The sequence below is a fragment of the Kitasatospora sp. NPDC048540 genome (genome assembly GCF_040651175.1).
Lineage (GTDB): Bacteria > Actinomycetota > Actinomycetes > Streptomycetales > Streptomycetaceae > Kitasatospora.
Genome location: NZ_JBEZIR010000048.1, coordinates 46,183 through 56,187, shown reverse-complemented (window position 1 = coordinate 56,187; position 10,005 = coordinate 46,183). Strand labels below are relative to the sequence as shown.

Genomic DNA, 10,005 nt, shown 5'->3' with positions numbered 1-10,005 from the left:
CGGTTCCGGTCCAGTGCCCAGTGGCGGGAGATGCCTGACGAATTCGGCCCCTGGTCCACGGTCTTCGGCCGGTTCCGCGTTTGGCGGGACGCCGGCGTGTTCAGCGCCCTGCTCGAAGGCCTGATCGCTGAGGCCGCCCGCGAGGGAAAGACGGACCTGTCGCTGGTCAGCGTCGACTCCACGACTGTCCGCGCCCACCACGACGCCGCCGGGATGCTCGTCGACGAGGAGCTCATGCAGGCCCTGGAGGAGGCCGCGCGCGAGCAGGAGGCGGCCCGACAAAAGGGGGCGAGTCGCAGGAACAGAACGGACAGGACGAGCGCAGACGGGTCCGATTGCGACGCAAGCTCCGTCTGAAACAGGCCCTGCTCGGCAGGTCGCGGGGTGGGCTGACCAGCAAGGTCCATCTCGCCGCCGACCGCAGGTGCCGACCGCTGGCGCTCGTCCTGACCGCGGGGCAGGCCGGCGACAGCCCGCAGTTCGTCCCCGTCCTCGCCAAGGTGCGCGTGTGTCTGCCCGTCGGTCGACCTCGCACCCGGCCCGGCGCGGTCGCCGCAGACAAGGCCTACTCGTCCCGCGCCAACCGCGCCTACCTGCGCGGACGCAGCATCAAGGCCGTCATCCCGGAGAAGAGGGACCAGGCCGCCAGCCGGAAACGGAAGGGCAGCAGGGGTGGGCGACCCGTCGACCACGACACCGACCTCTACAAAGAGCGGAACACCGTCGAGCGCCTGATCAACAGACTGAAAGCCTGGCGGGGCATCGCCACCCGGTTCGACAAGACGCCCGAGAGCTACCTCGCAGGCCTCCACCTCCGCGCCTCGATGATCTGGATAGACGACCTCGCGCGACCGCTCAACTGATCACAACATCACACAGGCCCTAGTGGTCTGCGTCGTAAGTCCTTCGGGGGTTGACTTCGAGACTGGGCATCGGCGTTCTCGTGGTGGGTGGCCGACATGTGGTACCGAGGGAGTTCTCGGGGGGTGGTGGCACTGCAGGTGGGCGGGAGGGTGTCTGATCGGAGGCTGGCTCGCCTCGTCGCGGGTGCGCTCAGCGTGGGACTGCGGGGGTGTGGCATCGGCGGTCAGGCGTCGGGGCGTGCCTCGAGGAATGCGAGGGCGCGCACCACGAACGCGTCGTGGAACTGGAAGATCCCGCCGTGTCCGGCGTCCGGGTAGAGGGGGACGAGTTCGCCCCGGGGCAGTCGTGCGGCGAGGTCGAGGGTGTTCTCGCTCGGCACCATCCGGTCGCTCTCGCCGTTGGCCACCAGGACCGGCTGGTGGATGCGGGACATGTCGGCCGGCGCCTGCAGGCCCCATCGGTGGATGGCCTTGAGCTGGGAGAGATAGGAGATGGGGGAGATCGCCTTGTCCCGGTGTTGCGTTCGCTCCTTCAGCCGGGCCAGGAACTCCTTGCCGGCCCGGCGTCCGTTCGCGGTACGGGTGAAGAAGAGGTACTGCTTCGGATCTTGGAGGGTGAGCAGTGCTCGGAGGGTGTCGAGGTGGGAGATCCGGGTCACGTTCTTAATACCCTTGCCACCGGCGGGTCCTGTGCCCGCGAGGATCAGCCTGCGAACGAGTTGCGGTTCGTTCTGTGCGATCACCTGGGCGACCATCCCGCCCATCGAGAAGCCGAGGATGTCCACCTGGTCGAGCTCGAGTGCCCGGATGAAGGTGACGGCGTCGTCGGCCATTTTCTCGATGGTCTTGGGTGTCGAACCGGTGGACGCGCCGACGCCCCTGTTGTCGAACGTGATCACCCGGTGCCTGGCGGCGATGCCGTCGACGACACGGGGATCCCAGTTGTCGAGTACCGCGGCAAGATGGGTGAGGAAGATCACCGGGATGCCGGACCGGGGGCCGAGGTCGCGGTAGGCGAAGGTCACTTGGTCGGCGGTGACGGTGCGGGTCGGTGCGTCCCGGTAGGACATCACCGTGCCGCCGCTACCTTCATGTGTGTCGTTCATGGGTGTGCCCTTCGGTCTCGGATCTACCGCGGCCTCGCTCCGGCCGCTTCGTCCTCGCGGGTGTGCGCAGGACGGCTTCCCGGTCTTCCGACTGCGGGCGCGGGGCCGGCGGCCGGATGAGTGGGAGGGGCGCGCGGTGCACCTCTGGTCGATTCCTGTGGTGGCGGGGAGGGGGATCCACTCGTCTGCCGAGGCCGGCCGGTCAGGTGGAGGCGGGGACCGGCCGGCAGACCTCACTCCATCGCGATGACGACTTTGCCGGCCTTCGCGTGGCCCTTCTCGGCGTACTCCATGGCGTCGCGGGTCCGGTCGAAGGGGAAGACCCGGTCGACGACGGGGTGGATCTGCCCGGCGTCGACGAACCGGGTGAGTTCGCGCAGCTGGCCGCCGTCGGCCTTCATGAACAGGAACGAGTAGGTGACGCCGTGGCGCTTGGCACGGCGCCGGGTCCTGAAGCTCAGCGCGTTCATCGCCTGCCGCAGGAGCGGGTTTGCGCCGAGCTCGCGGGCGAAGTCCGCGTCGGGCGGCCCGGCGATGCTGATGACCTTCCCGCCAGGCTTAAGGACCCGCAGCGACTTCTCCAGGGTCTCGCCGCCGAGGGTGTCCAGGACGACGTCGTAGCCGTCCAGGAGCTGCTCGAAGTCCTGGGCGCGGTAGTCGATGACCACGTCCGCGCCGAGTTCCTTGACCAGGTCGGCGTTGGCCGCGCTCGCGGTGGTGGCCACATGTGCGCCCAGGTGCCTGGCCAGCTGGAGGGCGATGGTGCCCACTCCGCCGGAGCCCGCGTGGATCAGGACTTTCTGGCCCGGCCGGACCTGCGCCTTCTCTACCAGCGCCTGCCAGGAGGTGAGGGCGACCAGCGGGAGGGAGGCGGCCTGCGCCATGGTGAGGACGGCGGGTTTGGGGGCCAGGTCGTCCTGGTGGACGGCGATGAGTTCGGCGAAGGTGCCGATGCGATCCTTGTCGGGCCGGGCGTAGACCTCGTCGCCCACCGCGAAGCGGGTGACCGACGAGCCGACCCGGACCACCACTCCGGCGAGGTCGTTGCCCAGGACGAGCGGAAGGCGGTACGGCAGGATCCTCTTGAAGGCGCCGTCGCGGATCTTGAAGTCCAGCGGGTTGACGCTCGCCGCGTGGATCTCGACCAGGACATCCTCGGGACCCGGCTGCGGATCGGGCAGCTCGGCGGCGTGCACCGCCGACTGGTCGCCGTACTTCTCGATCAGGTAGGTCTTCATCTCTCCGTCTCCGTGTCCCGTCCGTACCCGAACGCGATCTCCGCTCGCTTCCGGGCCTGCCCCGGTACGAGCCACTTTCTGCTAGTCACTGCTGGTTCACGGCGCCCCACGCCGATGCGGCGGAGTGCTTCTCACGCCGCGTTCGGCGACGTGGCCAGGCTCTGCTTGACGTACCGGGTGGTCTCGTCGGCGAGGACCTCGGGCAGGCCCGCCTCCACGGCGGACAGGGCCTGGGTGGCGACCTCGGCGGGGTTTGCCTTCTGGTCGGCGGGAACGCCGGCGGCCATGTCGGTGTCCATGTACCCGACGTGCAGCGCCGTCACCGTGATGCCCCGGGGCGCCAGTTCCTCTCGGACCGCGCCGGTCAGCGCCCATGCCGCCGCCTTCGCCGCAGCGTATGCGCCGAGGCCGGCCGGGTGCAGCCAGGACAGGACCGACAGCACGTTGAGCACGCCGCCGCCGCCGTTGGACTCGATGACCGGGGCGAAAGCCCGCGTCACGGCGAGAGGGCCGAAGAAGTTCACCTCCATTTCCAAGCGCACCGCGTCCGGGCTGCCCGCGATCAGCGGCGTTCCGGTGGAGATGCCCGCGTTGTTGACCAGCAGCGTCGCGTCGGCGGCGATGCGGGCCGCCGCCCGGATCGACTCCGCGTCGGTAACGTCCAGCCGCAGCGGGACGACGCCCGGAAGGTCCACCGTCTCGGGGCGGCGGGCCGCCGCGTACACCTTGGCCCCGCGCTCCACGAGCTGGGCGGCAAGATGCCGCCCGAGCCCCCGGTTGGCGCCAGTGACCACCGCGACCGCGTTCTTCAGTTCCATGAGCACTCCCGACGTAGTGGGCGGCAGCTGACCGCCACGATAGATTTCATCCAACATCTAAACTGGAGTCTAGAATAGATTCGACTCGACATCCAACTGAGAGGGTGACCGATGGGCCGCGTATCGCAGGCACAGGCACGGGACAACCGCCGACGGGTCGTGGAGACCGCCTCCCGACTCTTTCGGGAACAGGGCACCCACGTCAGCGTCGCCGACCTGATGAAGGCCTCCGGCCTGACCCACGGCGGCTTCTACAAGCAGTTCACCTCCAAGGAGGCACTCGTCGACGAAGCCACCGCCCACGCCTTCGCCGAACTCGCCCGCCACCACAAGGACGGCCTCGACCAGTACGCCGGACAGCGCGACGCCGCCCAGCGGGCGCTGATCGACGCCTACCTCTCCACCGAGCACCGCGACAGCGCCGCGGACGGCTGCCCCGCCGCCGCACTCGCCGGCGACATGGCCCGCGACGGCGCAGACGGCGAGGCCCGCCGCGTCTACACCCAGGGAGTCGGCGACTTCGCCGACTGGCTCGCCACCGAGGACCAGGACGGCATCACCCGGCTCTGCACCATGCTCGGCGCACTCATCCTGTCCCGCGCCACCAAGGGCTCCCCGCTCTCCGAGAAGATCCTCACCACCGCACGCGAGGCACTGACGGCCACCAACTGACCAAAGACGCGGTACAGGGCGGCACCGCGCAGGAAGGGCGCGTGCCGTCGACCTACCGTCATCCACTTCTCGCGATCGGCCTGCCTGCCTTGCCCGTTCCCTCGGCCTGCCCGATAACCCTGACCGCCTCCGAGCGGGAGCGGTTGAAGAAAATGGCCTACGGCCACAGGACCGAGCACCGGATCCGGCAGCGCGCCCACGTCGTGCTGCACGCGGCCCGGGGCCGGTCCAACGCCCGCATCGCCCGTGAGACCGGGCTGCACCTGGACACCGTCCGTACGTGGCGCGGCCGCTTCGCCGCATCTCGGCTGCCCGCCCTCGGCGACCTCAAGCGGTCCGGCCGTCCCGCCTCCTTCACGCCGCTGCAGGCTGCCCAGGTCAAGGCCCTCGCCTGCCAGTTGCCCGCCGAGAGCGGCACACCGCTCGCACGCTGGTCGGCCCCGGAACTGGCGCGCAAGGCGGTCGCCCGGGCCATCGTCGGCACAATCTCCGCCTCCACCGTGCGGCGCTTTCTCAAGCAGGACGCGCTCAAGCCCTGGCAGTACCAGTCCTGGATCTTCATCACCGACCCCGCCTTCCGCCCCAAGGCCGAGCGCCTCCTTGACCTGTACGCCCGCACCTGGCAGGGCGAGGCGCTCAGTGCGGACGAGTACGTGATCAGTGCCGACGAGAAAACCTCAGTCCAGGCCCGCTGCCGCTGTCACCCCACCCTGGCCCCCGGGCAGGCCAGGACGATGCGGGTGAACCACACCTACGGCCGCGGCGGGGCCCTGGCCTATCTCGCCGCCTACGACGTCCACCACGCGAAGGTCTTCGGCCGCTGCGAGCCAACCACTGGCATCTCCCCCTTCATGGCCCTGGTCAACCAGGTCATGAGCCAGGAGCCGTACGCTAGCGCGAAGCGCGTGTTCTGGGTCGTGGACAACGGCTCCTCCCACCGCGGCCGAAAAGCCGCCGACCGGCTGGCATCGGCCCACCCGACCGCCGTGCTCGTCCACACCCCCGTCCACGCCTCCTGGTTGAACCAGGTGGAGATCTTCTACTCCGTCGTCCAACGCAAGGTCGTCTCACCCAGCGACTTCACCGACCTGAAGCAGGTCTCGGACCGGCTCCGAGCATTCGAAGACCGCTACAACGCCACGGCACAGCCGTTCCAGTGGAAGTTCACCACCTCCGACCTGAACGATTTACTGGCCAGGCTCGACCGACATGCCGCCGATCACCCAGAAGAATCCTCCACAGCCCTCACAACCTGACCAACCCCCGAAGGAATTGCGACGCCGACCACTTAGCCAGCCCGGAAAGGCCGTCCAGTTCTCCGGCACCGCCGGCGGTCACCTCTCCCTGATGGGCGCCAGACAGGTCGACATCCCCGCGCTGTGGCCGGCCAACCTCCCCTTCCGCATCCCCTCGGACCCGAGCAGGCCCGCCGTCGCCGTCGGCTTCCTCAACGAGCAGATCACCACCGACAACCAGGGCCGGCCCACCCGGGACGAGACCGGCGCCCACGCCTACGACCCGCGCGCCACCAGCGGCTTCACCAACGCCGTACGCCTGATCGTCCTCGGCGACGAGAGGACCGAGGTGACCATCGGCCACGCCGCGGTCATCCGCACCCAGTAGGACCTCCGTTCCCCGAGCCGGGCGACCCGGCCCGGCCCGGGGATGATTCCGCGCTCCGGGTCAACCTGACCACGTTCCACGCCGGGTCATGGACCTGAGGTGCGGTCACACCGAGCCTCGCAACGTGAACGAAGCAGCGCAGCTGTGAGAGGTCGCGGGCGGGGGTAGGAGTCGAGGACCTGCGATGGCCTTCTCGAATCGGCGGGGTGGCGAGCGCCCTTGACCTCGATGAGCGTGCGGTCGGCCAGCAAGCCGGCGTCGGCAGCGAGCACAGCGGTGACGGTCACCTCGCCACCCTGGCGATCGCTGGCGTGTCCGGCATCGAGGTGCTGATCCTGCACAACGCCACCGGCACCACAACCCTCCGAGCAGCAGGCGCTTTCCCCCGGTGCACTTCGGCAAGGCTGAGAACCGGGAGCGCGGCACCGGCGGCGGTGGTGGCTGCGGCGGCTAGGAGGACATCTCATTTGGGGGCCTTTAAAGCGAGTGCGAGAGTTCCGGTCCGGGTGATACAAGGTCAGCGTGACTGAGCATCCCTACTTCCCCACCCTGCTGCGGATGATCGACGAGCGGTCCGCCGCGTTCCGCGCCGCCGTCGCCGCGGCCCCCAGCCTCGACGCCGACGTCCCGTCCTGCCCGGGCTGGACGCTGTACGACCTGGCGAACCACCTCAGTGAGGGGGACCGCTTCTGGGCCCACATCGTGCTGAACACCGCGCCGGGCGACGAGCGGCCGAGCAAGGACGGGCTGGCGGCGCCCAGGGAGCGCGAGGCCCTCACAACCTGGCTGGCCGATTCGACGGAGCAGCTGCTCATTGCTCTGCGCGAGGCCGGCCCGGACCGGGGCTGCTGGGCCTGGTGGGAGCCGCTGGCCTCGCCGCACACGGTGGCCGCCGTGGCCCGCCGCCGCGTCCCGGAGACGCTGATCCACACCTACGACGCCCAGCTGGCCTCCGGTACCCCTCAGGAGCTGCCGACGACCGAGGCGGTCGACGCCATCGATGAGTTCCTCGCCACCGTCTGCACCGGCACGGTCCCGTGGCCGGGCGAGCCCGCCACCATGGACTACCACGCAGCCGAGGCCGGCTCCTGGCGCCAGACGGTGGACGCCGCCGGTTCCCGCTTCACCCGCCTCACCGCGGCGGAGGCCGCCGAGAGCAAGCCCACTGCGGCCATCTACGGCACGGCGAGTGAGATGGCTCTGCTCATGTACATGCGCATCCCGGCCGGCTCGGCGCGGGTGGAGGGCGACGCCGAGCTGCTCCAGCAGCTGCAGAACTGGGGCTGACAGGACATCTCATTCGGAGAGTCTGCGGGTGCAGAGGATGGCTGCTGCGATGCTGGCGAAGGCGGCGAAGTGGTCGCCCGTGCGTTCGTAGCGGCGGTGGAGCCGGCGGAAGCCGCTGAGCCAGGCGACGGTGCGCTCGGTCACCCAGCGATGCCGGCCGAGGCGCTGGGAGGACTCGACGCCTCGGCGGGCGATGCGGGCTTGGAATCCGCCGACGGCGCAGGAAGGCGCGGACGAAGCGGTGGTCATAGGCTTGGTCGCCATGCAGTTTGCCGGGCCTGCGTCGCCTGGGGCCGCGCCCGGAGCCGATCGGCGGGATGGCTTCGGTGAGCGGGATCAAAGCCTGGCTGTCGTGGACGTTGGCCCCGGGAATCGCGAGCGACAGGGTTAAACCGGTGCGTTCGGTGAGCAGGTGGATCCTCGACCCGTACTTGCCCCACAGGATTCGGACCTGCCAGTTTCCCCTTTCAGGGCCCGCATGTTCACCGAGTCGACCGCGCACCTCGACCAGTCCAGCTCGCCATGCGCGCCGGTTAAGCCGGAGAGCGTCGCAGCCGACCCTCGGCGCCTATTAGGCCTACAGCAACGGTCCTTGCCGCGAGTATCTGCGGCGGCGCGGCATTCGGCACACGATCCCGGAGAAGGCAGACAGCCGGGCCGCCCGCGTGCGCAAAGCGATCACACGGCGGACGGCCACCCGGCTTCGACGAGGATCGGTGCAAGAAGCGCAACACTGTCGAGAGGGCCATCAACAAGCTGAAGAACTCCCGCGCCGTCACGACCCGCTACGACAAGCGCAGCTACGTCGTCCTCGGCACCGTCACCGCGGCCACCCTGGTCATCCGGCTGCGGGCTTGAGGCCATCTCACAGAGTGAAGGGCCGGTACTCCAGAGCCTGATCGACGACCTCGGCAGCTGTCAGCTCCCGCCCCGTGGGCCAAAAGATCAAGTTGCCCACGTAGCCGGCCGGACAGCCAAAGGCCCCGCCCAACGCCTCCACTACGCCGTACGCCTCGGCATCGTCGGCATAGTCCGCATCCATGATCTTCTGCACCAACGCAACGGCCGTTGCACGAGCCATCACCGTCACAGTGCGCCCTGGCGCGACGTTCCCATCCGCTACGGCGAGTGGGAGACCGTCTACGGCCTCTTTCGGCGCTGGCAGCGCGACGGCACCTGGAGTCGGATCCTCACCCAGTTGCAGGCCGAGGCTGACACGAAGGGCCTGATCACCTGGGATGCGAGCGTGCACTCTACGGTCGCTCGTGCGCATCAGCACGCCGCCGGAGCCCGTAAAAGGGGGATTTGCAGCGGGACAATCCGGGTGGAGTCGCAGTCGAGCCCGCCGACCACGGGCTCGGGCGCTCACGCGGTGGACTGACCACGAAGGTGCACCTGGCGGTCGAGCACGGACAGAAGCCGCTGTCGTTCCTGGTCACCCCCGGCCAGTGGCATGACAGTCCCCAGTTCCAGCCGGTCCTGGAGCGCATCCGGGTGCCCCGCGGGGGCGTCGGCAGGCCGCGCTGTCGACCGGACCGGGTGCGGGCGGACAAGGCCTACGGGTTCCCGAGCCAACCGCGACTACCTGCGCAAGCGTGGGATCCGCTGCACGATTCCGGAGAAGTCCGACCAGATCCGCAATCGCAAGAAGCTGGGCGCCCGCGGTGGTCGGCCGCCGAAGTTCCACAAGGCCGATTACCGCGAGCGCCACACGGTCGAGTGCGGGATCAATCGCCTCAAGCGGCACCGGGCCGTGGCCACGAGATACGACAAGCTCGCCGTCCGCTACGAGGCCACCATCACGATCGCCGTCATCAACGAGTGGCTCTGACCTTGCTCGCCAACCTCGGTCAGCGAGAAACGCGGTATCGCTGCAGGTAGCCAGCAACCTAACCTGTTGCGCATGCATCAGCCCCGAAGGCGCGACCGGCGCCCGGCTCGCCGTGTGCCGCCGGAGCCGGCCCAGCGCCAGGCGTCCCGACTCACGGCCGTGGGCGCCGAAGTAGTTCTGGTTGGCTACTTCTCCGCGAAGCAGAAGGACTTCGAAACACTCATGGCGTCGGCGGCGACAGAGCTGGCAGCGCGCGGCGCACGGGTCGTGGTGCAGATCGTGCAGCGACGAGGCGTCTCGGATGGCGGGGTGCAGAAGATGAGCCTGCCCTACTCCTCACGGACCCTGCTGAGCTACGGAAAGGTCCGCGAGGTAGCTCAGGCGTGCGCTCAGGCCAACGCTGACGCAGTGATCTTCGTTGCCGCCTTGACCGAGCGCCAGCAGCGCACGCTGACAGCCATGCTTGGTCGCCCCGCCGTGAGTCTTTCCGACATCCTCGCCGCCGACTGACCGCTCACTCGCAGCTGGCTTTTGAAACAGGCCATAGCTTGACTCTGTCGGGGATCT

The 10,005-nt window shown here is 69.1% G+C and carries 10 protein-coding genes and 5 pseudogenes; 10 read left to right on the top strand and 5 right to left on the bottom strand.

Annotation, left to right across the window (positions count from 1 at the left end; all coding sequences use genetic code 11):
• Positions 1–863 (top strand): annotated as a pseudogene (locus AB0D08_RS20275) (IS5 family transposase); the annotation flags it as partial.
• A 224-nt stretch (positions 864–1,087) separates the two neighbouring features.
• Here the strand turns inward: AB0D08_RS20275 and AB0D08_RS20270 are convergent.
• From AB0D08_RS20270 to AB0D08_RS20260, 3 genes are all read right to left on the bottom strand, one after another.
• Positions 1,088–1,969 carry an alpha/beta hydrolase gene (locus tag AB0D08_RS20270; RefSeq protein ID WP_033824403.1) on the bottom strand — a complete coding sequence of 294 codons (882 nt, stop codon included), beginning with the start codon at positions 1,967–1,969 and terminating at the stop codon, positions 1,088–1,090.
• Positions 1,970–2,202: 233 nt separating this feature from the next.
• A complete protein-coding gene (locus AB0D08_RS20265; protein WP_359890362.1) occupies positions 2,203–3,207 on the bottom strand; it encodes an NADP-dependent oxidoreductase in 1,005 nt (334 codons plus the stop codon).
• Positions 3,208–3,338: 131 nt separating this feature from the next.
• Entirely contained in the window at positions 3,339–4,025 is a 687-nt protein-coding gene (locus AB0D08_RS20260; protein WP_033824401.1) for an SDR family oxidoreductase, read from the bottom strand.
• 111 nt (positions 4,026–4,136) lie between these two features.
• Between AB0D08_RS20260 and AB0D08_RS20255 the strand changes: the two genes are divergently transcribed.
• The 4 genes from AB0D08_RS20255 to AB0D08_RS20240 all read left to right on the top strand — a co-directional run bounded on the left by AB0D08_RS20255 (position 4,137) and on the right by AB0D08_RS20240 (position 7,607).
• The gene (locus AB0D08_RS20255; RefSeq protein WP_033824400.1) at positions 4,137–4,697 is read left to right on the top strand and encodes a TetR/AcrR family transcriptional regulator; all 561 of its coding nucleotides are present in this window, start codon (positions 4,137–4,139) and stop codon (positions 4,695–4,697) included.
• 152 nt (positions 4,698–4,849) lie between these two features.
• Positions 4,850–5,953: an IS630 family transposase gene (locus AB0D08_RS20250; RefSeq protein ID WP_359890357.1), complete on the top strand. Its 1,104-nt coding sequence runs from the start codon at positions 4,850–4,852 to the stop codon at positions 5,951–5,953.
• 91 nt (positions 5,954–6,044) lie between these two features.
• Positions 6,045–6,320 (top strand): hypothetical protein, encoded by a 276-nt coding sequence (locus AB0D08_RS20245; RefSeq protein WP_359890355.1) that lies wholly within the window; start codon positions 6,045–6,047, stop codon positions 6,318–6,320.
• A 522-nt stretch (positions 6,321–6,842) separates the two neighbouring features.
• Complete coding sequence (locus tag AB0D08_RS20240) at positions 6,843–7,607, top strand: maleylpyruvate isomerase family mycothiol-dependent enzyme (RefSeq protein WP_033824398.1); 765 nt, start codon at positions 6,843–6,845, stop codon at positions 7,605–7,607.
• 9 nt (positions 7,608–7,616) lie between these two features.
• Here AB0D08_RS20240 and AB0D08_RS20235 read toward each other — a convergent pair.
• Positions 7,617–8,144, bottom strand: a pseudogene (locus AB0D08_RS20235) (IS5 family transposase); the annotation flags it as partial.
• A gap of 38 nt (positions 8,145–8,182) precedes the next feature.
• On the opposite strand from AB0D08_RS20235, the pseudogene AB0D08_RS20230 reads away from it, so the two are divergent.
• A pseudogene (locus AB0D08_RS20230) lies at positions 8,183–8,465 on the top strand (IS5/IS1182 family transposase); the annotation flags it as partial.
• A gap of 7 nt (positions 8,466–8,472) precedes the next feature.
• Here AB0D08_RS20230 and AB0D08_RS20225 read toward each other — a convergent pair.
• On the bottom strand, positions 8,473–8,661 hold the full coding sequence (locus AB0D08_RS20225) for an e9imm peptide (protein ID WP_359890352.1): 189 nt from the start codon (positions 8,659–8,661) through the stop codon (positions 8,473–8,475).
• Between AB0D08_RS20225 and AB0D08_RS20220 the strand changes: the two are divergent.
• The 4 genes and pseudogenes from AB0D08_RS20220 to AB0D08_RS20205 form a co-directional block, all read left to right on the top strand.
• A pseudogene (locus AB0D08_RS20220) lies at positions 8,626–8,745 on the top strand (hypothetical protein); the annotation flags it as partial. The gene AB0D08_RS20225 and the pseudogene AB0D08_RS20220 sit on opposite strands and share 36 nt — an antisense overlap.
• Positions 8,746–8,853: 108 nt before the next feature.
• A pseudogene (locus AB0D08_RS20215) lies at positions 8,854–9,110 on the top strand (transposase); the annotation flags it as partial.
• Positions 9,061–9,438, top strand: coding sequence for a transposase (locus tag AB0D08_RS20210; RefSeq protein WP_359890350.1), 378 nt, complete (start codon positions 9,061–9,063; stop codon positions 9,436–9,438). The pseudogene AB0D08_RS20215 and the gene AB0D08_RS20210, both read left to right, overlap by 50 nt.
• A 159-nt stretch (positions 9,439–9,597) precedes the next feature.
• Positions 9,598–9,948 (top strand): hypothetical protein, encoded by a 351-nt coding sequence (locus AB0D08_RS20205; protein WP_233289460.1) that lies wholly within the window; start codon positions 9,598–9,600, stop codon positions 9,946–9,948.
• Positions 9,949–10,005 lie beyond the last annotated feature (57 nt).

What these genes read in the sequence shown, in the direction of transcription:
- AB0D08_RS20270 (WP_033824403.1), bottom strand. Translation starts at nt 1,969, where the DNA reads ATGAACGACACACATGAAGGTAGCGGCGGCACGGTGATGTCCTACCGG.
- AB0D08_RS20265 (WP_359890362.1), bottom strand. Translation starts at nt 3,207, where the DNA reads ATGAAGACCTACCTGATCGAGAAGTACGGCGACCAGTCGGCGGTGCAC.
- AB0D08_RS20260 (WP_033824401.1), bottom strand. Translation starts at nt 4,025, where the DNA reads ATGGAACTGAAGAACGCGGTCGCGGTGGTCACTGGCGCCAACCGGGGG.
- AB0D08_RS20255 (WP_033824400.1), top strand. Translation starts at nt 4,137, where the DNA reads ATGGGCCGCGTATCGCAGGCACAGGCACGGGACAACCGCCGACGGGTC.
- AB0D08_RS20250 (WP_359890357.1), top strand. Translation starts at nt 4,850, where the DNA reads ATGGCCTACGGCCACAGGACCGAGCACCGGATCCGGCAGCGCGCCCAC.
- AB0D08_RS20245 (WP_359890355.1), top strand. Translation starts at nt 6,045, where the DNA reads ATGGGCGCCAGACAGGTCGACATCCCCGCGCTGTGGCCGGCCAACCTC.
- AB0D08_RS20210 (WP_359890350.1), top strand. Translation starts at nt 9,061, where the DNA reads ATGACAGTCCCCAGTTCCAGCCGGTCCTGGAGCGCATCCGGGTGCCCC.